General features: G+C 72.1%; 18 protein-coding genes. 10 read left to right on the forward strand and 8 right to left on the reverse strand.

Annotated features, from left to right (window positions below):
- Positions 1-132: 132 nt before the first annotated feature.
- The 3 genes from ABZU91_RS14790 (at position 133) to ABZU91_RS14800 (ending at position 2647) form a co-directional block, all read left to right on the forward strand.
- On the forward strand, positions 133-810 hold the full coding sequence (locus ABZU91_RS14790) for a lytic transglycosylase domain-containing protein (RefSeq protein ID WP_355239448.1): 678 nt from the start codon (positions 133-135) through the stop codon (positions 808-810).
- Positions 811-919: 109 nt separating this feature from the next.
- Positions 920-1573: a rhomboid family intramembrane serine protease gene (locus tag ABZU91_RS14795; RefSeq protein WP_355239451.1), complete on the forward strand. Its 654-nt coding sequence runs from the start codon at positions 920-922 to the stop codon at positions 1571-1573.
- Between the two features lie 105 nt (positions 1574-1678).
- A complete protein-coding gene (locus tag ABZU91_RS14800; protein ID WP_355239454.1) occupies positions 1679-2647 on the forward strand; it encodes an NAD(P)/FAD-dependent oxidoreductase in 969 nt (322 codons plus the stop codon).
- 141 nt (positions 2648-2788) lie between these two features.
- Here the strand turns inward: ABZU91_RS14800 and ABZU91_RS14805 are convergent, their stop codons facing one another.
- Positions 2789-3763, reverse strand: coding sequence for a DMT family transporter (locus ABZU91_RS14805; RefSeq protein ID WP_355239457.1), 975 nt, complete (start codon positions 3761-3763; stop codon positions 2789-2791).
- Entirely contained in the window at positions 3760-4791 is a 1032-nt protein-coding gene (gene glpX, locus ABZU91_RS14810) for a class II fructose-bisphosphatase (protein ID WP_355239460.1), read from the reverse strand. The genes ABZU91_RS14805 and glpX overlap by 4 nt, the downstream gene beginning before the upstream one ends.
- Before the next feature lie 158 nt (positions 4792-4949).
- On the opposite strand from glpX, the gene ABZU91_RS14815 reads away from it, so the two are divergent.
- The 3 genes from ABZU91_RS14815 to ABZU91_RS14825 all read left to right on the forward strand — a co-directional run bounded on the left by ABZU91_RS14815 (position 4950) and on the right by ABZU91_RS14825 (position 7759).
- Positions 4950-5744 (forward strand): DUF4245 domain-containing protein, encoded by a 795-nt coding sequence (locus tag ABZU91_RS14815; protein WP_355239463.1) that lies wholly within the window; start codon positions 4950-4952, stop codon positions 5742-5744.
- Between the two features lie 117 nt (positions 5745-5861).
- Entirely contained in the window at positions 5862-6674 is an 813-nt protein-coding gene (locus ABZU91_RS14820) for a hypothetical protein (RefSeq protein ID WP_355239466.1), read from the forward strand.
- A gap of 233 nt (positions 6675-6907) precedes the next feature.
- On the forward strand, positions 6908-7759 hold the full coding sequence (locus ABZU91_RS14825) for a hypothetical protein (RefSeq protein WP_355239469.1): 852 nt from the start codon (positions 6908-6910) through the stop codon (positions 7757-7759).
- A 107-nt stretch (positions 7760-7866) separates the two neighbouring features.
- Here ABZU91_RS14825 and ABZU91_RS14830 read toward each other — a convergent pair whose 3' ends face one another.
- Together ABZU91_RS14830 and xseA are read right to left on the reverse strand one after the other, a co-directional pair.
- Positions 7867-8088 (reverse strand): exodeoxyribonuclease VII small subunit, encoded by a 222-nt coding sequence (locus ABZU91_RS14830; RefSeq protein WP_355239472.1) that lies wholly within the window; start codon positions 8086-8088, stop codon positions 7867-7869.
- Positions 8089-8118: 30 nt separating this feature from the next.
- Positions 8119-9375, reverse strand: a complete 1257-nt coding sequence (gene xseA, locus ABZU91_RS14835) for an exodeoxyribonuclease VII large subunit (RefSeq protein ID WP_355239475.1) — start codon at positions 9373-9375, stop codon at positions 8119-8121.
- Between the two features lie 158 nt (positions 9376-9533).
- Between xseA and ABZU91_RS14840 the strand changes: the two genes are divergently transcribed.
- Positions 9534-10508: a 4-hydroxy-3-methylbut-2-enyl diphosphate reductase gene (locus ABZU91_RS14840; RefSeq protein ID WP_355239477.1), complete on the forward strand. Its 975-nt coding sequence runs from the start codon at positions 9534-9536 to the stop codon at positions 10506-10508.
- Between the two features lie 58 nt (positions 10509-10566).
- Positions 10567-10959: a hypothetical protein gene (locus ABZU91_RS14845; RefSeq protein WP_355239480.1), complete on the forward strand. Its 393-nt coding sequence runs from the start codon at positions 10567-10569 to the stop codon at positions 10957-10959.
- Here the strand turns inward: ABZU91_RS14845 and ABZU91_RS14850 are convergent, their stop codons facing one another.
- Positions 10960-12114 (reverse strand): DNA recombination protein RmuC, encoded by a 1155-nt coding sequence (locus tag ABZU91_RS14850; RefSeq protein ID WP_355239483.1) that lies wholly within the window; start codon positions 12112-12114, stop codon positions 10960-10962.
- A gap of 54 nt (positions 12115-12168) precedes the next feature.
- Between ABZU91_RS14850 and ABZU91_RS14855 the strand changes: the two genes are divergently transcribed.
- Positions 12169-13035: a hypothetical protein gene (locus ABZU91_RS14855; RefSeq protein WP_355239486.1), complete on the forward strand. Its 867-nt coding sequence runs from the start codon at positions 12169-12171 to the stop codon at positions 13033-13035.
- A 106-nt stretch (positions 13036-13141) separates the two neighbouring features.
- Here ABZU91_RS14855 and ppc read toward each other — a convergent pair whose 3' ends face one another.
- The 3 genes from ppc to ABZU91_RS14870 form a co-directional block, all read right to left on the reverse strand.
- Positions 13142-15928, reverse strand: coding sequence for a phosphoenolpyruvate carboxylase (gene ppc / locus ABZU91_RS14860; RefSeq protein WP_355239488.1), 2787 nt, complete (start codon positions 15926-15928; stop codon positions 13142-13144).
- Positions 15929-16056: 128 nt separating this feature from the next.
- Positions 16057-17070, reverse strand: a complete 1014-nt coding sequence (locus ABZU91_RS14865; RefSeq protein WP_355239491.1) for a hypothetical protein — start codon at positions 17068-17070, stop codon at positions 16057-16059.
- 259 nt (positions 17071-17329) lie between these two features.
- Positions 17330-18265: a cyclase family protein gene (locus ABZU91_RS14870; RefSeq protein ID WP_355239494.1), complete on the reverse strand. Its 936-nt coding sequence runs from the start codon at positions 18263-18265 to the stop codon at positions 17330-17332.
- Between the two features lie 549 nt (positions 18266-18814).
- Between ABZU91_RS14870 and mfd the strand changes: the two genes are divergently transcribed.
- Positions 18815-22453, forward strand: coding sequence for a transcription-repair coupling factor (gene mfd, locus ABZU91_RS14875; RefSeq protein ID WP_355239497.1), 3639 nt, complete (start codon positions 18815-18817; stop codon positions 22451-22453).
- The last annotated feature ends 44 nt before the right edge of the window (positions 22454-22497 follow it).

Below are 22497 nucleotides of genomic sequence, written 5' to 3' on the forward strand. Positions count from 1 at the left end.
ACCTCGGGGCGGCATCAGTGACGGTCGGTACGTCGGCGCGACCGGCTCACCGGTCGGGGCGCTCACGGCACGGCTGAGGGCTGACGTGGCCCGGTCGCGCCGTGTCCTTGCCCCCGACGAAGGGACCACTTCGTGAGTCGGCTGTGGAGCCGGTTGGGCGCCCGTACGGCCGCTGTCGCGTTGCTCTCCGTGGGCGTCGCCGGTGGCTTCTACCTGGGCGAAGACCGGGAGACCCAGCAACAGGGCCTGACCGCGCAGGAGAGCGTCGAGGTCGACCGCGTCGACTTCGCCTACCAGCGCGAGCGCCAGGCCAGCCATCAGGTCGGGTTCGCCCGGCAGCGGGCCGCCGAGTACCAGGCCAAGCTGCGGGCGGCTCAGGCTGCCAAGGAAGCCGCCGAGCGGGCCCGCAGGGCCGAGGCCGCAGCGGCATCGCGCAAGCGCGAGCGGGACGCGGCGGAGAAGGCCGCCAAGCCGTACGACGGGCCGATCCCGGCATCCTGCGCGGAGTACAGCGGCAACCGCAAGATCGGCTGCGCGCTGATGCTCGAAAAGGGCTTCGGCATCTCCGAGTTCCCCTGCCTGGAGAAGCTCTGGACCAAGGAGAGCGGCTGGAACCACAAGGCCAGCAACGGCTCCTCCGGCGCGTACGGCATTCCGCAGTCGCTGCCGGGCAGCAAGATGGGCTCGGTCGCGGACGACTGGAAGACGAACCCGGCCACCCAGATCATCTGGGGGTTGGGCTACATCAAGGGCAAGTACAAGTCGCCCTGTGGCGCCTGGACCTACTTCCAGAACAACGGCCACTACTGACACGACGTCCGACGGCGGGGTGGATGGACGACCATCCGCCCCGCCGTCGCGCGTACCCCGGTCGGGATGCGAGTGGCGGTAGGCCCCGTTTGCTGATAGCAGTTGGGGGGTGAGCCTGCACCCGCCAAGCGGCGACCCGTTCCGGTTCGGCACCGAGGCGTTCTACGCCTCGCTCGGCCGGGCCTTCGTCGCCATGTGCGCGGTGGTCCCGTTCCTCTTTCTCATCGAGGCGATCGACCAGGGGCTCGCGTTCGGTCTGGACGCGACCGCCGGCATCATCCCGCACCGCATCGACGGCCTCGACGGGGTCTTCTTCTCTCCGTTCCTGCACCACGGCTTCGACCACCTCTACAGCAACAGCATCCCGCTGATCCTGCTGGGCACCTTCGTGCTGGCCGCCGGCGCGCGCCGGTTCCTGTGGTCGACCCTGATCATCATCCTGGTCTCGGGGCTGGGGGTCTGGTTCACCGGCTCGCCGAACTCGATCGTGGTCGGCGCGAGCGGGGTGATCTTCGGCTACCTCGGCATCCTGCTCACCCGCGGCATCGTCGAGCGCAGTTGGTGGAACTTCGCCGTCTTCCTGCTCGTCGGCCTGCTGTACGGCTGGCAGCTCGTCGGCATCCTCCCCACCGACGAACGGATCTCCTGGCAGGGGCACCTGTTCGGGCTGCTCGGCGGCGTGGTGGCGGCGATCCTGTTCCGTCGTCGCCGGCCCACGGTGGACGGTCCGGACTACTCGGGGTCCACCCTCAGCCTGCCCTGACCTGCTCGTCGGCGCGCCTCTGGGACATGCTTGCCCGACCGCTGCGCCCCGCCTACCGTCGTGATCAGCACGCGTTGATCCGCGAGCGGAAAGCGACGGTAAGCCATGCGCGAGGTCGATGTCGCCGTGATCGGGGCCGGTCCCGCCGGCCTCTTCGCCGCGTACTACGCGGGTTTCCGAGGGCTGTCCGTGGCGGTGATCGACGCGCTGCCGGAGCCGGGCGGCCAGATCACCGCCATGTACCCGGAGAAGCTCATCCTCGACGTCGCCGGGTTCCCCGCCGTCAAGGGGCGAGACCTGGTCGCCAACCTCGTCGCCCAGGCGGCGCCCTTCGGTCCGCAGTACCTGCTCGGGACGAGGGCCGAGAAGCTGTCGTACGCCGACGACCGGCCGGTGCTGGGCCTGGCCGGCGGCGAACAGCTCGGCTGTGGCGCGGTCGTGGTCACCGGCGGGCTCGGCAGCTTCAGCCCACGGCCGCTGCCCTGTGCGGACGGCGCCCCCGGCGACGGCATCGTCTACTTCGTGACCGACCCGGCCGAGCTGACCGACCGGGACGTGCTCATCGTCGGCGGCGGCGACTCGGCCTTCGACTGGGCGCTGGCGCTGGAACCGCTGGCCCGCTCGGTGACCCTCGTGCACCGACGGGAGAAGTTCCGGGCACACGCCTCGACGGTCGCCCGGGTGCTGTCCCTGCCGGTACGGGTGGTGGTCAACGCCGAGGTCACCCGCCTGGTCGGGGACGCCACGGTGACCGGTGCCGAGGTGACCGTGCGCGGCGGCGCGGCCGAGACCCTGCCGGTGGACACGGTCGTCGCCGCCCTCGGCTTCACCGCCGACCTGGGCCCGCTCGCCGAATGGGGGCTCCGGCTGGACCGCCGGCACATCGTGGTGGACAGCGCGATGGCGACGAACCTGCCGAGGGTCTTCGCGGCCGGCGACATCACCGAGTACCCGGGCAAGGTGCGCCTGATCGCCACCGGCTTCGGCGAGGCCGCCACGGCGGTCAACAACGCTGCGGTGGCCATCGACCCGAGCGCCCACCTGTTCCCCGGGCACTCCTCCGACGTGGGCTGACCGTGGGCTGACCGTGGCCCTGGCACCTCCCACCCGCGTCGATCTTGCACTTTCTGTTGCTGAAGTGTGTGCAAATGCGGCTTAGGTCGCGACAGAAACCGCAAGATCGGCGCGGGTCGGGGTGCCCCGGCCTCGGCCCGGTCAGGGTTTGCGGGTCGGTGGTGCCAGGGCGGTGACCAGTACGGCCAGCATCGTGAGCGCGGCCCCGAGCAGGGTGTTCCCCCCCGGGTGTGAGGCTGCTGTGGGCAGCACCAGGTCCAGCAGGACGGCCCCGATCACCTGACCAGCGATGGTGGCCAGGCCGAGCAGCAGCACACCTGTGAAGCGCACGATCGCGGCGGCGATCGCGATGAACACGATGCCGATCGGGCCGCCCAGATAGAGCCACGGCTCGCTCGGCGGGTGACCGGTCGGCCAGCCGCGTACGGCGATGTCGATCGCGAACGCGACCAGCAGCGTGACCGTACCCACGGCGAAGTTGACCAGCGTGGCGGTCAACGCGCTGTCGGCCGCGGCGCGGACCTGGCCGTTGACGGCCTGCTGCCACGCGATGCCCACCCCGGCCAACAGGGGCAGCAGCGCCAGGGCCAACCCTCCGGGGTCGCCAAGCCGGTCACCGACCGCCAGGACGACCGCGAGCACCGTGAGCACCGCGCCGGCCAGGCGCTGGCGGGTGATCGGCTGCCGACCGGTCGGGCCGATGCCGGCGCGGTCGACAACGAGACTGCTGCCGGACTGGCCGGCGACCACCGCCACGGTGAAGACCGCCACCCCCAGCGCACCGATGGTGAGCCCCTGCGTGGCCACCAGGAGCGCGCCGCACATCCCGCCCAGGCACTGCCAGGGACGCAGGGTGCCGGCGGTGAGTGCACGCCGTACCGCGAGCAGCCCTCGTCGTCCGCCGGGGGTGGCCGGTACCAGCACCAGCAGCACCACCAGGCCCAGCCCGAACGAGACCACCGCGGCGGCGAACCCGTCGGCCAGGCGTACGCCCAGTTCGCCGTTGATCCGGGACTGCACCGCCACCGCGACCCCGGCGACCGACGCCAGCGCGACACCGATGATCCGGCGGGGGGCTGGCAGGGTCGGCGGTGTCGCGGTGCCGGTGCCGTTCACTCCTGTTCGGCGAGCGGACGACCGTCGAAGTCGACAGCGGAGTAGAGCGCCAACTTCTCGAGCCGGTGGTACGAGTCGATGACCCGGATGGTGCCGCTCTTCGAGCGCATCACGATCGACTGGGTGTACGCGCCACCGGCCCGGTACCGCACCCCGCGCAGCAGGTCGCCGGAGGTGACGCCGGTCGCCACGAAGAAGCAGTTGTCCCCGGTGACCAGGTCGTCGGTGCTGAGCACCCGGTCCAGGTCGTGCCCTGCGGCGAGCGCCTTCTCCCGCTCCTCGGCGTCGCGCGGCCAGAGCTTGGCCTGCATCGCGCCGCCCATGCACTTGAGCGCGCAGGCCGAGATGATGCCCTCCGGTGTGCCGCCGATACCCATGAGCACGTCGACGTCCGACTCGCCGCGGGCCGCCAGGATGGAACCGGCGATGTCGCCGTCGGAAATGAACCTGATGCCCGCGCCGGTCCGGCGGATCTGGGCGACCAGGTCGTCGTGGCGGCTGCGGTCCAGTACGCAGACCGTCACCTCGGAGACGTCGGTGCCCTTGACCTTGGCGATCCGGCGTAGGTTCTCGGCCACTCCGGCGTTGATGTCGATCACGTCGGCGTACGCCGGGCCGACGGCGAGCTTCTCCATGTAGAAGACCGCGCTGGGGTCGAACATCGCGCCTCGCTCGGAGACGGCGAGCACCGCGAGGGCGTTCGGCATGCCCTTGCTCATCAGGGTGGTGCCGTCGACGGGATCGACCGCGACGTCCACCTCCGGGCCCGTGCCGTCGCCGACGTGTTCGCCGTTGAAGAGCATCGGGGCGTTGTCCTTCTCGCCCTCGCCGATCACCACGATGCCGCGCATCTGGATCGAGTTGATCAGTTTGCGCATGGCGTCGACGGCGGCTCCGTCGCCGCCCTCCTTGTCGCCCCGACCGACCCAGCGGCCGGCGGCCATCGCCGCGGCCTCGGTGACCCGGACCAGGTCGAGGGCCAGGTTACGGTCGAGATCCTGTGGGATCCGCGTCCTGGTGTTCGTCATGACGGCTGCTCCTCCTCGCGACGGTGCGGGGACAGCCGGCGGCGGAGCGGCACCGCTGCCGGCTTTGTCGCTGATCCTCACACGATGGCCGACCGAGCGACGGTGCGGGGCGGTGATGGGCCGGATACCGCCGGTCGGGCTGCTGCGAAGATGGCAGGGTGGAACCCGCACAGCCTGCCGACCGCGTACCCGCCGACCGCACGCCGCCCGACGGCCAGCCGCCGGCCGACCTCGCGGCTTCCGAGCCCGCCGCGACGGACCCGGCGACGCCGGCCGCCGGCGAGCCGGCCCTCGTCGCCGATGAGCCGACGCCGGACCCGTCGGCGCAGCCTCCGGTGCCGGCTGACCTCGCCGGTGGGCCCGACGACGTGACGGGAACCGGTGAACGTCCCGCGCCGCCGCCCCGGGCCGCTGCGGCGAGGACGGCCAAGGCCGAGCGGTCACCCAAGGCCGAGCGGTCGCCCAAGGACATGGCGATCTCCCTGCTGGTGCTGCTCATCCCGATCGCGCTGCTGCTGGCGTTCTACCGGGGTTTCCTCGGCGGGGACCAGGCCACCACCGTCGACCCGGCTCCGGCCATCGAGCAGGCGCGGTCCGCGAACACCTTCGCGGTGAGCGAGCCGCAGGGGCTCGGGTCCGGCTGGCGTACGGTCAGCGCCCGCTACCAGACCGTCGAGGGCGGCGCGACGCTGCGGATCGGCTACCTCACGCCCGAGGGGCGGGGTGTCCAGCTCGTGCAGAGCAGCGTGCCGGCCGAGCGGCTGCTCCCGGCCGAACTGACCGACCAGGGCCAGCCACAGGGCCAGACCGAGCTGGATGGCCGCACCTGGCAGCGGTACACGGCCCGCGGAAACCAGCAGGCGCTGGTCCTGCTCGAGCCGAACCGCGCGGTGCTCGTCATCGGCGACGCACGGGACAACGAGCTGCGGGAACTCGCCGGCGCGCTGCGCTGACGAGTCCACCGTCGACAGGCCCCCACGCCGAGGGGTACATCCGTTACGCTCCCTCGGCTCGGTCCGGTCCGCACGCTGCGACCGGGCCATGTCCATTCCCGGTGAAGTGAGAACCCAGTGAACATTCGACGGTGGAGCTTCGGCTTCCTCGCCGCCGCCCTGCTCGTCCCCGGCCTGGCCGCGTGCAAGTCCGACGCTGCCGAGCCGGCCGCCGCACCCAGCCCGACCGCACCGGCCGTGCCGGCCGACCCGAAGGAGGCGCTGCTCGCCTCCACGAAGGAGGCGGCCAAGGGGGACTTCACCTTCACCCTGGCGGGCGCCGACCTGACCGGCGGCGGCCTGGTGCACAAGCCCAGCAACAGCGCGCAGTTGACCATGAAGCTGGGCGACGCCTCGCAGGACGTGTCGATGGAGATGGACCTCATCTACATCGACTCGGAGAGCTGGGTGAAGATGGACGTCGGCGGCGCCCTGGGCGCGATGATCCCCGGCGCGGCCAAGAACAAGGGCAAGTACCAGCACCTCGACAAGACCAAGGTCAAGGGCATCAAGGACCTCCAGCTCGACCCGGAGACGCTCGACCCGCTCGACAGCGAGACCCTGGTCAAGGGCCTGACCGAGGTGCAGAAGACCGGCGAGGGCACCTACGCCGGCAAGATCGACATCACCGCCTCCAGCGAGTCGGTCGCCCTCGACGAGGACGTCGTCACGGCGCTGGGCGCGCAGGCCAAGGCGCTGCCGTTCACCGCCAAGCTCGACCCGCAGGGCCGCCTCACCGAGTTGGTCATCTCGGTTCCGGCCGCCGGCGAGACCGCGGCGCACGACATCAAGATCGGGTACGCGGGCTACGGCACCGGCACCGGCGCGCAAAAGCCGTCGGCGGACAAGGTCGTCGAGGCCTCGGCGGAGACGTACGAGCTGTTCAAGTAGGCCGTCTACGGACCGGGGTGGCCACCGGTCACCCCGGTCCGGCGCGTTCGACGCCGGTTGTTCACGAGTAACCGGACAAGAAGGGTGATTGTCCGACCCCTCGACAGGGAACAAGGAGGGAGTGATCCGGGCGTGCCGATCGGCCCGGATCGCGCGACGTGGCCGAAGGGCTGCCGCGTCGCCCGGTTTCCGGCGCCGACAAGGTCGTCGGGTGACCCCCTTGGGAGACACGCATGACTGTTCGACGACTCGGTGCCGGCCTGGTAGCCGCCGCCCTGTTCACGCCCGCCCTGGCCGCCTGCGCCGGCGGTACGACCGGCACCGCCGGGTCGACCGCGTCCCCGACGGTGAGCGCGTCCGGCGCGCCGAGCCAGTCCGGCGGTGCGCCGGTGTCCGGTGACGCCAAGCAGGCCCTGCTCGACTCCACCAAGGAGATCAGCAACGGCAACTTCCGGTTCACCCTCTCCGGCGCCGGGTCCACCGCCGAGGGGCAGGTGCACCAGCCGAGTCAGAGCGCCGCTCTGAAGTTCGCCATCGGTGGTCCCTCCTCCGACCTGGCCATGAAGCTCGACGTGATCCACGCCAAGCCGGACAGCTGGGTGAAGCTGGAACTGACCGGCCCCACGGCCGACAGCCTGCCCGCGATCAAGCAGCTCAACCTCGGCAAGTACCAGCACCTCGACCAGGCCCGCATCAAGGGCAACAAGAACCTCGGCTTCGACTTCGACAAGGTCGACCCGGCCGGCAGCACCGTGCTGACCCAGGGCATCACCGAGGTCCGCAGCACCGGCACCGGCACGTACGCCGGCACCATCGACGTCACCAAGGCCGCCGAGGCGGGCTCGTTGAACGCCGCCACGATCGCCGCGCTCGGCACCCAGGCGAAGACGGTCCCGTTCACCGCGAAGGTCGACCCGCAGGGCCGGCTGAGCGAACTGGTGCTGCAACTCCCGGCCTCCGGCCAGACCACGGCTCAGGAGATCAAGATGACCTACTCCGACTACGGCACCGCCACCGCGGCCCAGAAGCCCCCGGCGGACCAGGTCGTCGAGGCGCCGGCCGAGCTGTACAGCCTGTTCAACTGACCGCCGTACGTCGGTGGGGTGGCTCCGGTCGCCCCACCGACGGTGCCGGTCCCGGCGGCCGTCGTGATGTCGCCGCCGGGCTCGGCGGCGACACCTGCGGCCCGCGATCAGGCTGAGGGGTCCTGGCGGGCGGCGTCGATCCGCTCCCGGGCGCCGTCCAGCCAGCGTTGGCAGATCACCGCCAGCGCCTCGCCGCGCTCCCAGAGCGCCAGCGACTCCTCCAGGGACGTGCCACCGGCTTCCAGCCGCTCGACCACCGAGGCCAGTTCGGCGCGGGCCTGCTCGTAGCTGAGCCGCTCGTCCGGCCCGGCCTTCGTGTCGTCAGTCATCGCGTCCATCTCAGCACACCCCGGTCGACGTCACCGCGTCGCCACGTCCCCGTCGACAGTCGCGGCCAGTTCGCCCTCGGCGAGGCGTACCCGTAGCGGATCGCCCTTGCCCACCTCGGTCGCCGCGCGGACGACGTGCCCGTCGGCGCGTTGCACGATCGCGTACCCCCGGTCCAACGTCGCGGCGGGGGAGAGGGCGCGCAGCCGGGCGAGGGTGTGTCGCAGATCGTCGTCGGCGGCCGCGAGACGGTGGTCCAGGCAGCGGCTGGCGCGTTGACGCAGCGCCGCCAACTCGGTCGCGCGGTGCTCCACCATCACCTGGGGGCGGGCCAGCACGGGCCGGGACCGCAGGCTGTCGAGGCGGTGGGACTCGCGGTCGACCAGGTGGCGGACCGCCCGCTGGAGTCGGTGCCGGGCCTGGCCGATGAGGCGTACCTCCTCGGTGAGGTCGGGAACCACCCGCTTGGCCGCGTCGGTCGGGGTGGAGGCCCGCAGGTCGGCGACGTAGTCGATCAGCGGCGCGTCCGTCTCGTGGCCGATCGCGCTGACCACCGGGGTACGGCAGGCGAAGACGGCCCGACAGAGCGCCTCGTCGGAGAAGGGCAGCAGATCCTCGATGCCCCCACCGCCCCGGGCGATGATGATCACGTCGATGGTCGGGTCCGCGTCCAGGACCTTGAGGGCGTCCACGATCTGCGGTACGGCGGACGGCCCCTGCACGGCGACGTTGACCGTCCGGAACTCCACGGCTGGCCAGCGCCGACGGGCATTGGTCAGCACGTCCCGCTCGGCGGCGGACGCCCGGCCGGTGATCAGCCCGATCCGGCCGGGAAGGAACGGCAGCCGGCGCTTGCGGGCCCGGTCGAACAGGCCCTCGGCGGCGAGCAGTTTCTTGAGCTTCTCCAACCGGGCCAGCAGCTCGCCGAGCCCCACCTGCCGGATCTCGTCGGCCCGCAGGCTCAACGTGCCCCGGGCGGCGTAGAACTCCGGCTTGGCGTGCAGCACCACCCGGGCGCCCTCGCGCAGCTCCGGTGCGCCCGCGTCGAGCACGTCACGGTTGGTGGTGACGGTCAGGCTCAGGTCGGCGGACGGATCACGCAGGGTCAGGAAAACCGTGGTGGCACCGGGACGGCGGCTGATCTGCGCCACCTGCCCGTCCACCCACACCCAGCCCAGCTTGGCGATCCACGCCCCGACCTTCTGCGAGACAACCCGAACCGGCCAAGGTTCCTCCGCGCTGCTCCTACCCTCGCCGCCCCCACCACTGCCCCCACCACCAACACCCACCCGCCCACCCTACGACCACCCCCGCTGGCCCCCGTTGATCATGAAGTTATTGCGCTGGCTGGCGGCGTGTCGTGGCAACAACTTCATGATCGACGAGCTGGAGCGGGGCCCAGGTTGTGGACGATGGTGGGTCGGGGGCGAGCACGTACGATGGGGACGTGACTGATCTCCGGAGCGGTAAGCGCGTGCTTTTGGCCAAGCCTCGCGGCTACTGCGCGGGTGTGGACCGCGCCGTGCAGACCGTCGAAGAGGCGCTGAAGCTGTACGGCGCCCCGATCTACGTCCGCAAGCAGATCGTGCACAACAAGCATGTCGTGCAGACCCTGGAGGCCCAGGGCGCGATCTTCGTGGAGGAGAACGAGGAGGTGCCGGAGGGCTCGACCGTGATCTTCTCCGCGCACGGCGTGGCACCCGAGGTCTACGAGCAGGCGCGGGAGCGTTCGCTCAAGGCCATCGACGCGACCTGCCCACTGGTCACCAAGGTGCACCAGGAGGCGAAGCGGTTCGCCGCCGCCGACTACGACATCCTGCTGATCGGTCACGAGGGGCACGAGGAGGTCATCGGCACCGCCGGAGAGGCCCCCGCGCACATCCAGCTCGTGGACGGTCCGGACGGCGTCGACAAGGTGACCGTGCGCGACCCGGAGAAGGTGGTCTGGCTCTCCCAGACCACGCTCTCGGTGGACGAGACCCTGGAGACGGTCGCCCGCCTCAAGCAGCGGCTGCCGCTGCTCCAGTCCCCGCCCAGCGACGACATCTGCTACGCCACGTCCAACCGGCAGCACGTGGTCAAGGAGATCGCCCCGGAGTGCGACGTCGTGATCGTCGTCGGCTCGACGAACTCCTCCAACTCGGTCCGGCTGGTCGAGGTCGCCCTGGACGCCGGAGCACGCGCGGGGCACCTGATCGACTTCGCCCACGAGATCGAGGACGCCTGGCTGGTCGACGCCCGGACGGTCGGCGTGTCCTCCGGCGCGAGTGTCCCGGAGGACCTGGTCCGCGACGTGCTGGCGCACCTGGCCGAGCGCGGCTTCGCCGACGTCGAGGAGATCACCACCGCCAACGAGCGGCTCACCTTCTCGCTCCCGCAGGAGCTCAAGCGGGACATGAAGGCCGCCGCGACTCGCGGCTGACAACGCCCAGCTCCGGCTCGGTGGGAACGCCGCGCCCCTCCCGTACGTCGAAGGCGACATGAGGACACTTCGGTTTGTCGTACCCGCTCTGGTCATCTGCGCGGCGCTGAGCGCCTGCGGTGGGACCGACGGCTCCGCCACCCCCGGCGCGCCCGCGGAGACGACCGGGCAGCCCGCCTCCGCCTCGCCGAGCAGTCCCGCCCCGCCGATCAAGTCGCCGGGCGGGCCCAGCGTCCCGCCGCCGATCGGCGCCACCGAAATCACCGGCACGATCACCGCCGGGGTGGAGCCGAACTGCGTGCTCCTCGACGAGTACCTGCTGGTGGGCGGCCCCCGCGACGTGCTGACCCCCGGTGCCCGGGTCACCGTCACCGGTCGGGTGGAGAAGGGCACGATGACCACCTGCCAGCAGGGCATCCCGTTCCTCGTGGAGGATGCCAACCGCCGCTAGTCAGTGGCCCGCGCCAGCGTCGTCGAGCAGTTCCGGTGCCTGCGGCTGGCGCGGGGTCAGCTCGACCTGGGCGGGGGCCGCCAGCTCCTCGTCCGAGACGCCCAACTCGGCGAGCTTGCGCGCGCTGACCAGCACCCGCGCCTCCAACGACCCGACCGCCCGGTTGTAGGCGGTGACCGCGCCGGCCAGCGACGACCCGAGCTTGCTCACGTGGTCGCCGAGGGTGGAGAGCCGGCCGTACAGCTCCCGGGCGAGGGTGTGCACCGCCAGCGCGTTACGGGCCAGCGCCTCCTGCCGCCACGAGTAGGCGACCGTGCGCAGCAGCGCGACCAGGGTGGCCGGTGTGGCCAGCACCACGTTGCGGGCGAACGCGTGCTCCAGCAGCGTCGGGTCGCGTTGGAGCGCGACGTCGAGGAACGGGTCGGCCGGGACGAACAGCACCACGAACTCGGGCGAGCTGTCGAACGCCGACCAGTACGACTTGGCGGCCAGGGCGTCGACGTGCCCCCGCAGGTGCCGGGCGTGCGCATCGAGGTAGGTGTCCCGGCCACGCTCGTCGCGGGCCTCCATGGCGGTGAGGTACGCGTCGAAGGGCGCCTTCGCGTCCACCACCACCGACCGGCCGCCGTGCAGGCGTACCACCAGATCCGGGCGGACGACCTGCTCGTCGGTGGCGGCGGTCACCTGTTCGGAGAAGTCGCAGTGCTCCAGCATCCCGGCGGCCTCGACGATGCGGCGCAGTTGGTGTTCGCCCCAGCGACCCCGCACCTGCGGGGCGCGCAGCGCGGCCACCAGCTGCTTGGTCTCGGTGCGCAGCTCACCGGAGACCGCGTTCATCGAGCGGACCTGCTCGCGCAGCTCGGCGTACGCGTCGACGCGGTCGTGTTCCAGCTCGGCCACCCGCTGCTCGTAACGGCGCAGGCTGTCGTGCAGTGGCGCCACGGCACGGGCCACCGCCTCCTGCGACTGGGCCGTGGCCTCGTAGCTCAACGCCCGCATGGACTGCTCGAGCCGCCCCTCGCCCTCGCGGGTCGCGGTCAGGGTGGCGTCCAGTCGGGCGATGTCGGCCGCCGACCGGGACCGGGCCGCGAGCCAGCCCACCGCCCCGCCGGCACCGAGGCAGACGACCACCACCAGCAACGTCGAGACGTCCATCACCGGAGCTTGCCAGACGGGTACGACGTGACACCCGGGGGTACGTTCGTTGACATGGAAGCTGTGCTGTGCCTCGCGGTCATCCTCGCCGGTGTGGTGGGTGCCGCCGTGCTCGCCTACTCCCGGGCCAAGGCCCAGCGGAGCGCCGCGCTCGGTGACGCCCGCGCCGACGCCCAACGGTGGTACGAGCGCCTCGGCGGCCAGTTGATGACCCTGCACGGCGAGGAGCCCGCCGTCCGGCAGGCGCTGGCCGACGCGGGGGAGCGCTACAACGCGGCCGGTTCCCAGTTGGAGCAGGCGCGTACGCCGCACCAGTTCGCGCTCGCCCGGGAGACCGCGCTGGAGGGGTTGGCGTACATCCGGGCGGCGCGGACCGCGCTGGGCATCGACCCCGGCCCCGAGTTGCCGGCGCTCGCCGCCGCGCGGGGCGTCGGGCAGCTCACCAAGGAGCGCGAGGTCGACGTGCAGGGCCAGACCTTCCGGGCGGGCCCGCAGCCGGGTCGGGAGACGCCCTACTACTACCCGGGTGGGCGGTACCAGGGCCGGCCAGTGCCGGCCGGTTGGTACTCGACGCCGTGGTGGAAGACCGCGCTCGGCGCGGGCGCCGGTGTGCTCGGCGGCATGCTGATCGCCGACGCGCTGTTCTCGCCGGCCTTCGCCGATCCCGGGTACGGCTATGACCAGGGCTACCAGGAGGGCTTCGGCGACGGTGCCGACGCCGGCGACCAGGGCGGCGACTACGGCGACCAGGGCGGCGACTACGGCGACCAGGGCGGCGACTTCGGTGGCGGCGACCAGGCGGGTGACTTCGGCGGCGGCGGTGACTATGCCGGCGGCGACTTCGGCGGCGGGGGTTTCGGTGGCGGTGACTTCGGCGGCGGCGACTTCGGTGGTGGCGATTTCGGCGGCGGCGACTGGTGACGACACGACGGCCGGGCACCCGCTCGTAACGGGCGCACACCGCTGACCACCATTGCGAAAACGGGCCCCGGTCGGCTCGACCGGGGCCCGTTGCCGTGCTGTCTGGTCAGCCGGTGTTGCGCATGCCGGCGGCGATGCCGTTCACGGTGGTGAGCAGCGCCCGCTCCAGAGCGGTGCCGTCGCTGGGAGCGCGTCGCCCACCCGGTGCGGTGGCGACCGCCCGGCCCGCCGCCCCGGACTCCCGGTACTGGCGCAGCAGCGCCACCTGGAGGTGGTGCAGCGGCTCCAGGTAGGTGTCGCGCACGGCCAGGGTGCGCTGGAGCACCGGAGAGTTCTCCAGCAGGGCCGGCGAGGCGGTCACCGCCAGCACCTCACGTTTGGTCAGCTCGTACTCCTGCTCGATCTGCTCGAAGATCGGGTGCAGCTTCTTCGGCACGAGGGTCTCGACGTACCGGCGGGCGATGCTGAGGTCGGTCTTGGTCAGCATCATCTCGACGTTCGACAGGAACGTGCGGAAGAAGTGCCAGTTGCGGTGCATCTCGGCCAGCACGTCCGCCAACCCGGCCTCGCGGGCGGCGGCCAGGCCGGAGCCGACGCCGAACCAGCCCGGCACGATCTGCCGGGTCTGCGTCCAGCCGAACACCCACGGGATGGCCCGCAGCCCGGACAGCCCGGCGCCGGTGTTCGGGCGCTTCGCCGGACGCGAGCCGATGTTGAGCGCGCCGAGCAGCTCGGTGGGCGTGGACGCCCAGAAGTACGCCGGCAGGTCCGGGTCCTCGACGAGCGACCGGTAGGACCGGAACGCCGACTCGGAGACCACGTCCATCGTCGCGTCCCAGCGCTCCAACATCTCGGCCGGCTGCCGGGGTGCGGTGTGCAGAAGCGTCGCCTGGAGCACCGCGGCGAGGGTGAGCTCCAGGTTCTCCCGGGCCAGTGAGGGCAGGGTGTACTTGTCGGAGATCACCTCACCCTGCTCGGTCACCTTGATCGCGCCGTCCATGGTGCCGTACGGCTGCGCCAGGATCGCCTCGTGCGTCGGGCCGCCGCCGCGCCCGACCGTGCCGCCCCGGCCGTGGAAGAGCCGCAGGTGTACGCCGTGCCGGGCGGCCACGTCACGCAACGCGCGCTGCGCCCGGTGGATCGACCACTGGCTGGTGGTGATCCCGGCCTCCTTGTTGGAGTCGGAGTAGCCGAGCATGACCTCCTGCACGTCGCCGCGGGCCGCGACCAGCGCCCGGTACGCGGGCAGCGACAGCAGCTCGTCGAGGATCTCGCCGCCGGCGTTCAGCTCGCCCGGGGTCTCCAGGAGCGGCACGAAACCGATGCGGGCCCGGCCGCTGTGCACGTCGACCAGCCCGGCCTCGCGGGCGAGCACCACGGCGGCGAGGACGTCGTCGACGCCCAGGGTCATCGAGATGATGTACGACTCGATGACCTCGCCGCCGAACCGGTCCTGCGCCTCCCGGATCGTGCTGAACACGTCGAACGTCTTGCGGGACAGCTCGGAGAGCGGGGTGTCCGCGGTGGACAGCGGCCGGCGGCCGGTCAGCTCGTCGGCGAGCAGCTTGGTGCGTTCCAGCCGGCTCAACGACGGGTAGTCGGACACCTCGCCGACCGCCTCGTAGAGCTGGGCGAGGACGGCGTGGTGCGCCTCGGCGTGCTCCCGGACGTCCAGGGTCGCCAGGTGCAGGCCGAACGCGGACACCGTCCGGATGGTGGAGGCCAGCCGGCCGACGGCCGTGAGCTGCCCCGAGTTACGGGCCAGCGACGCGCGCAGCAGGTCCAGGTCGGCGATCAGCTCGGCGGAACCGCGGTAGTCCCGACCCGGGACGTGGGCGGTGCCCTGGCGCAGCCGCTGGCGGGTATTGGCGAGCTTCGCCTTCACACAGCGCGCCTTGAGCCGGTAGGGCTCCTCGGCGTTGACCCGACGGAACCGGGGCGCCACCTCGGGCAGCGCGTCGAGGTCGGCGGCGAGGCTGGCGGAGAGGTCCAGGGACACCCCACGCAGCCGGCGCGAGACCGAGACCTCGTTGATCAGGTGGTCCATCGCCTTCTCGGTGGCGGCGATGCCGTGCTCGTGCTGGATGGTCAGCACCTCGCGGGTGACCGCCGGGGTGACGAACGGGTTGCCGTCCCGGTCGCCGCCGATCCAGGTGCCGAAACTCAGCGGGCGGGCCGTCGGCGACGTCTCCACGCCGAGGGCGCGCAGCGTGTCGGCCAGGTCGTCGAGCACCTGCGGGGCGGCCTCGGCGTACAGGTCGCGCAGGTAGTAGATGGCGTTACGCGCCTCGTCGGTCGGATCCGGCCGGTCCAGTCGCAGCTCGTCGGTCTGCCACATGAGGTCCAGCAACTCGGCCAGCCGGCGGTTGGCCGGGCCCTCGTCGCTCGCGCCGTAGAGGATCGCGTTGGCGGTCTCGGTGTCCAGTTCGTCGGCGATGGCCCGCAGCTTCGACAGGATCGAGCGGCGAGCGGCCTCGGTCGGGTGGGCGGTGAAGACCGGCCGGACCGCCAGCCGGCGAGCGGCGGCGGCGATCTCCTCGGCCGGTACGCCGCGTTCGGCGATCATCTTGGCCGCCTGGTCCAGCCAGCCGCCCTGCACGGCGCGGCGACGGCGCAGATCCCGGGCGCGGTGCACCTGCTCGGTGATGTTGGCCAGGTGGAAGTAGGTGGAGAAGGCGCGAGCCAGCTTGGTGCCGGTCGTCACATCGAGCCCGCCGAGCCGCTGGGCGGCGGCCGGGACGTCGGTGCGTACCTGGGCGCGGATCTCCTCGACGAGGTCGAGCAGTGGGCGACCCTCCTGGCGGGCCAGGGTCTGGCCGAGGAGGGTGCCGAGCCGGCGGATGTCAGCGCGCAGCGCGGCGTCCGGGCCGTCGTGGTCGTGCTGGTCGGTCACGATGCGCTCCTTACGTCAGTACGAAGGACAGCGCTGTCCGACTCCCTGGATGGTATCCGCGTCTGGCCGTTCCGCAGGAGGGGCTCTCCACATGCCGCGCCGTGAGACGGAACACCCCGGAGATCACCTCAGGGTCTTGCGCGGGCGGTTGCCCGACCTCCCCGCACCACTGTCGCGGCGAGCAGGGCCACCAGGGCGAGTACCGCCCACAGCACCAGTCCGGTCAGCGGCCAGCCGATCGAGCGCCGGTCGAAGTACACCGCCGACTTGATCAGGTCGGTGGCCAGACCGGGCACGTTCCACCGGTGCATGCCGCGCAGCCAGGTGGGCAGGAACTCCGGTGCGTAGATGCCGCCGGAGCCGGGATTGCCGAGCACCACCAGCAGCAGGATGACCAGTCCGGTGCCGAGCACGCCCAACCATCCCTGTACGGCGGCGGCCACTATCGCGGCGGCGAAGGCGGCCAGCATGCCGGTGCCGGCGACGGCCGGCAGGTCGTGGTGCCAGACGTCCAGCACCGGGCCGACGATCACCGCGCCGGCGATGCCGAGCACCACGCTGTAGACGGCGAGCGCCCCGATCCGCAGGCCCGCGCGACGCAGGGTGCGCGGGGTGGTGCCGACCGAGATGCCGAGCGCGGTCGAGGCCAGGTACCCGCCGAGGACGTACCCGATCGCCAGGTAGAACGGAACCAGACCACGGGGATCGGTGTCGGCGACCGGCACGTCGTCGGTCACCCGCAGTGGCAGGCGGGCCTGCTCGGCGGCGGTGGTGAGCACCTGGATGACCACGTCGGTGGCGGCCGGCGCGCTGGCGCTGGCGGTGGTCAGGACGAGGCCGCCGTCGGGGGTGGAGCCGAGCACCCCGTACACCGCGCGGCTCGTCAGGGCATCCTCGGCGGCGCCCGGGTCGGCGTACTCGATGGCTTTGATCTTGTCGGTCCGATCGCGGACGGCGGCCAGGACCGTGCGTGCGTCCTGGTCGCCGGTCGCCACGCCGACCGGCACGTCGCGGGGGTGGGGCTGGTGCAGCGCGCCGACATACGCGGCGATGAACGCGACGGCCAGCGCGAGGGTGCCGAGCAGCAGGCCGATCGTACGGGGGAGCTGGTCGCGTACCCGGACCTCCGGCGCCTCGTCCACCAGTCCAGCCTAGGGCGCTGTTTGCCCTGAATGCGGCGTTTCCACCGGCGGTCGTCCGACCCTGGCCACCGCCCGACCGGCTTCCTCAAGACCTGTTCAAGCCCGCGCCGCGACGATGGTTCACGTCGGTGCGGTGGCCGCCCCACCGGAGGCGGCCGGACCGGAGCACGCGGGCCTGTTCGGGGAGGCCCGAAGCCCCGGTGAGGACCCGTGCCCGTGGGGGTGCCGTACGACCCGCGTACGGCACCCCCATCGCCCGTCAGGCCGCCGCGCCCTCCACGACGGCGAAGGCGCGGACCGGGAAGGTACCCATACCGGCCACCATCGGCGGGGCCGCGGTGAACCGGAACCCGGTCGGCGGCAGCGCGTCGAGGCCGGTCAGATGCTCCACCACCGGGATGCCGGCGGCGAGCAGGATGCTGTGCGCAGGGCGTACGCCCGCCGACGCCGGGCCCATGTCGTCGATGTTGATCGAGTCGATGCCGACCAGGGCCGCCCCGGCGTCGACAAGCGCCTGGGCGCCGTCCTCGCTCAGGTACGGCGCCTCCGGAGCGCCGTACCGCGCGGTGCCGAAGTGCGCGTCCCACCCGCTGTGCAGCAGTACCGCGCGCCCGGCCACCTCGTACGGCGCCAGCATCAGCCGATCCACGGCCCGGGTGTCGGCCGGCACCCGCACCACCACCCCGGGCAGGTCGGCGAGGCGGTCCAGCGACACCCCGGTCAGATCCTCCCGGCCCGCCCAGCGGTGCGCGGGGGTGTCCACGTACGTGCCGGTGTTGGCGATCATGTCGATCCGGGCCACGTGGAACTCGGTGCCCGGCGCGTACCGCTCCCGGGACGCCGCGTACGTCAGCCAGTCGGTGATCCGCGGCCCCGGCCACCCGGGCAGGGTGCCCATGCCGTCGCTGATCACATGGCTCAACTCGACCAGCCGACGACCGCCGCCGGCCGTGGCGACGGCGCGACCGCCCTTGTGCGGCTCTCGGATCATCGTCTTGGCGCTGATCCGGACCTCGGCGACCATGAGCAGCCCGAGGTGCCGGACGAAGAGCGCGGCGAGGTCGTCGTCGGTGATCTCCTGCCCCGGGACGTCCAGCCGGAACCCCTCGGTGCGCAGGCCGCCTCCGTTGGCGAAGCTCACCTGCGCGTCAAACTGCGCCCGCCACTGCTCACCCATCCCCGCCTGCTCAGCCATCCCCGCACTCGACCACGGCTCCCCGCCCTGGTCAAGATCCGTGCGCTGGGCTTCCCATGATCGCGCTCGATCCAGGATGTAGTGGCCTCGCGGCGTCGACAAGCCACTAGATCCTGGATCAAGCGCGATCATGGCGGGATCGGGCAGTACCGCGCGCGGCCGTGCGACGCGGGTGGGGACGCGCGGCCCCGCCTCCTGCTGTCCCGGCCCGCCTCGTTCCGGCCCGCCTCGTCCCGGCCCGCCTCGTCCCGGCCCGTCCCGCCTCGTCCCGGCCCGTCCCGCCTCGTCCCGGCCCGGCCCGGCCCGGCCAAGATCCGCGCAACAACAGGGAAGTTGCTGCCTCAGCCGCGCCGGAGACAGCAATTTCCGTGAAGTTGTGCGGATCTTGGGGGCGCGGGGCGCGGGGCGCGCGGGGGTGCGGGGCGCGCGGGACCTGGGCGGAACGGGGTGGGTGTCGGTGGACGGGGATAGGCTTGACGGGCGTGCACCCCCCGTCCGGCTGGACGAGGGGCCGCGCTCGTGTGCGTCCACTCCCCTGGAAGGTTTCCCTTGCTCACCGGTCTGTTCTCCGCCGCCCTGGCCGATCCCGGGCTGGCCCGGGCGCGTGACCTGGCGCGCTCCGGTGCTGCCCAGGTCGACGGCCTCGACATCACCGCTCCTGCCGCGCTGCGCCCGTTCGCTGTGGCGGCTGTCGCTGCCGACACCGAGGGCGCCGGGCGACCGGTACTGGCCGTGACCGCCACCTCCCGTGAGGCCGACGACCTGGCCGCCGCGCTGGGTGGGCTGCTGCCTCCGGAGCAGGTGGTGGTCTTCCCCTCCTGGGAGACGTTGCCGCACGAGCGGCTGTCCCCACGCTCGGACACGGTAGGTCGACGGCTGGCTGTCCTGCGCCGCCTCGCGCACCCCGGGTCGGCCGACGCGCACGGCCGGACCGGGCCGCTGCGGGTGGTGGTCGCCCCGGTCCGGTCGCTGCTGCAACCGCAGCTCAAGGGTCTGGGTGACCTGGAGCCGGTGCAGCTCGCCGCCGGCGAGGAGGCGGACCTGGAGGAGGTCGCCCGCCGGCTCACCGACATGGCGTACGCCCGGGTCGACCTGGTCACCAAGCGCGGCGAGTTCGCGGTGCGCGGCGGCATCCTGGACGTCTTCCCGCCCACCGACGAGCACCCGTCCCGGGTCGAGTTCTGGGGCGACGAGGTGGAGGAGATCCGCACCTTCGCCGTCGCCGACCAGCGCACCATCGAGCAGGTGCCGCTGCTGTGGGCGCCGCCCTGCCGCGAGCTGCTACTCACCCCCGAGGTCCGTGAGCGGGCCGCCGCGCTCGCCGAGCAGCACCCCGAGCTGGCCGAGATCCTGGACAAGCTGGCCGAGGGCATCCCGGTGGAGGGGATGGAGTCGCTGGCCCCGGTGCTGGTCGGCCCCGACTCGCTGGAGTTGCTGCTGGACGCGATGCCGGCCGGCACCCACGTGCTGCTCTGCGACCCGGAGCGCATCCGCACCCGGGCGCACGATCTGGTGCGTACCTCTGAGGAATTTTTGCAGGCCAGCTGGGCCGCCGCCGCCGTGGGCGGCCAAGCCCCGGTGGACGTCGGCGCCGCCGCCTTCCGCACCCTTGCCGAGGTACGCGCCACCGCCGGCACGCTCGGCCAGCCCTGGTGGACGCTGTCCCCCTTCGGTCTCGTCGAGGCCGAGACGACCGGGACGGCCGAGGCGCGGCAGCCCTGGGAGGACGCGCCCGAGCAGGCCGCCGTCACCCCGGACGACGCCATCGCGGTGACTCTCTCCGCCCAGCCGGCCCCGCTCTACCACGGTGAGACCGCGCGGGTGGTCGACGACCTCAAGCGTTGGGCCGGCGAGGGCTGGTCGATCGCGCTGGTCTTCGAGGGGCACGGCCCCGCCCAGCGGGCGGTGGAGGTGCTGCGCGACGCCGGGCTGGGCGCCCGGCTCACCGAGGAAGTGCCGACCGCGCCCACCCCCGGCGAGCTGGTGGTCACCTGTGGTGCGCTCAGCGCCGGCTTCGTCGACGAGGCGTCCCGTTTCGTGCTGCTGACCGGCAACGACGTCACCGGTGGCCGGGGCACCTCGACGCGGGACATGCGCAAGATGCCGAGCCGCCGACGCAACACCATCGACCCGTTGGAGCTCAAGGCCGGCGACTTCGTGGTGCACGAGCAGCACGGCATCGGCCGGTACGTCGAGCTGGTGCAGCGCACCGTCAACGGCGCCAGCAGGGAATACCTGGTCATCGAGTACGCGGCCAGCAAGCGCGGCCAGCCCGGCGACCGGCTGTTCGTGCCGACCGACCAGCTCGACCAGCTCTCCCGTTATGTCGGCGGTGAGCAGCCGACCCTGCACAAGATGGGCGGCTCGGACTGGCAGAAGTCCAAGGCTCGGGCGCGCAAGGCGGTCCGGGAGATCGCCGCGCAGCTCATCCAGCTCTACGCCGCGCGCAAGGCGTCCAAGGGCCACTCGTTCGGCCCGGACACCCCGTGGCAGCGGGAGTTGGAGGACGCCTTCCCGTGGCAGGAGACGCCCGACCAGCTCGCCGCGATCGACGAGGTTAAGCGGGACATGGAGCAGACCGTCCCGATGGACCGGCTGATCTGTGGCGACGTCGGCTACGGCAAGACGGAGATCGCGGTCCGGGCGGCGTTCAAGGCGGTGCAGGACGGCAAGCAGGTGGCGGTGCTCGTGCCGACGACCCTGCTGGTGCAGCAGCACTACAACACGTTCGCCGAGCGGATGAGCCAGTTCCCGGTGCAGATCCGGCAGCTCTCCCGCTTCCAGACTCCCAAGGAGACCGAGCGGACGTTGGAGATGGTCGCCGACGGCACCGTCGACATCGTCATCGGCACGCACCGGCTCCTGCAGACGGCGACCCGGTTCAAGCAGTTGGGTCTGGTCATCGTCGACGAGGAGCAGCGCTTCGGTGTCGAGCACAAGGAGCACCTGAAGACGCTGCGCGCGTCGGTGGACGTGCTGAGCATGTCGGCTACCCCGATCCCGCGCACCCTGGAGATGGCCATCACCGGCATCCGGGAGATGTCCACCATCGCCACCCCGCCGGAGGAGCGGCACCCGGTGCTCACCTTCGTGGGCGCGCAGGACGACCGGCAGGTCGCCGCCTCCATCCACCGCGAGCTGCTGCGCGACGGGCAGGTCTTCTACCTGCACAACCGGGTCGAGTCGATCGACCGGGCCGCGCGGCGGCTGCGCGAGCTGGTGCCCGAGGCGCGGGTCGCCGTGGCACACGGCCAGATGGGCGAGGAGGCCCTGGAGAAGGTCATGGTCGGCTTCTGGGAGAAGGAGTTCGACGTCCTGGTCTGCACGACCATCGTGGAGTCCGGCATCGACATCCCGAACGCCAACACCCTGATCGTCGAGCGGGCCGACCTGCTCGGCCTGGCCCAGCTGCACCAGATCCGTGGTCGGGTCGGCCGGGGCCGCGAGCGGGCGTACGCGTACTTCCTCTACCCGCCGGAGAAGCCGCTCACCGAGCACGCACACGAGCGGCTGGCGACCATCGCCCAGCACACCGAGCTGGGCGCGGGCATGTACGTCGCGATGAAGGACCTGGAGATCCGCGGCGCGGGCAACCTGCTCGGCGGCGAGCAGTCCGGCCACATCGAGGGCGTGGGCTTCGACCTGTACGTGCGCATGGTCGGCGAGGCTGTCTCCGCGTTCAAGGGTGAGCGTCCGGAGGAGGAGGCCGACGTCAAGATCGACCTGCCGATCGACGCGCACCTGCCGCACGACTACGTGAGCGTGGAGCGGCTGCGTCTGGAGATGTACCGCAAGCTCGCCGAGGCGCGCGACGAGGCCCGTCTGGGGGAGGTCGTCGCCGAGATGACCGACCGGTACGGCGAGCCGCCCGCCCCGGTGCAGAACCTGGTGGCGGTGGCGCGGTTCCGCCTGCTGGCCCGCCGGTACGGCCTCAGTGACGTGTCCATGCAGGGCAAGCACGTGCGGTTCGGGCCGCTGCCGCTGCCGGACTCGAAGCAGTTGCGGCTCAAGCGCTACCACCCGGACGCCGTCTACAAGCAGGCCAACGACCAGGTCAGCGTGCCCCGGCCGAGCACCCGCCGGATCGGTGGCGAACCGCTGCGCGACCAGGCGCTGCTCGAATGGTGCGCGCAACTGCTCTCCGACGTGCTGGGCGCCCCCGCCCCGCTGGCGGCCGCGACCGCCTGACGTGGCACGCCGACCGCGTGGTGAGGTGGGGGCCGTCACAGCCA

The sequence above is a fragment of the Micromonospora sp. NPDC005174 genome, from assembly GCF_040608495.1.
GTDB lineage: Bacteria > Actinomycetota > Actinomycetes > Mycobacteriales > Micromonosporaceae > Micromonospora.

Excerpts from the sequence above, each read along its gene's own strand:
- glpX (WP_355239460.1), bottom strand. The coding sequence starts at position 4,791 with ATGACGAACACCAGGACGCGGATCCCACAGGATCTCGACCGTAACCTG.
- ABZU91_RS14800 (WP_355239454.1), top strand. The coding sequence starts at position 1,679 with ATGCGCGAGGTCGATGTCGCCGTGATCGGGGCCGGTCCCGCCGGCCTC.
- ABZU91_RS14850 (WP_355239483.1), bottom strand. The coding sequence starts at position 12,114 with ATGGACGTCTCGACGTTGCTGGTGGTGGTCGTCTGCCTCGGTGCCGGC.
- ABZU91_RS14845 (WP_355239480.1), top strand. The coding sequence starts at position 10,567 with ATGAGGACACTTCGGTTTGTCGTACCCGCTCTGGTCATCTGCGCGGCG.
- ABZU91_RS14830 (WP_355239472.1), bottom strand. The coding sequence starts at position 8,088 with ATGACTGACGACACGAAGGCCGGGCCGGACGAGCGGCTCAGCTACGAG.
- ABZU91_RS14855 (WP_355239486.1), top strand. The coding sequence starts at position 12,169 with ATGGAAGCTGTGCTGTGCCTCGCGGTCATCCTCGCCGGTGTGGTGGGT.
- ABZU91_RS14825 (WP_355239469.1), top strand. The coding sequence starts at position 6,908 with ATGACTGTTCGACGACTCGGTGCCGGCCTGGTAGCCGCCGCCCTGTTC.
- ABZU91_RS14870 (WP_355239494.1), bottom strand. The coding sequence starts at position 18,265 with ATGGCTGAGCAGGCGGGGATGGGTGAGCAGTGGCGGGCGCAGTTTGAC.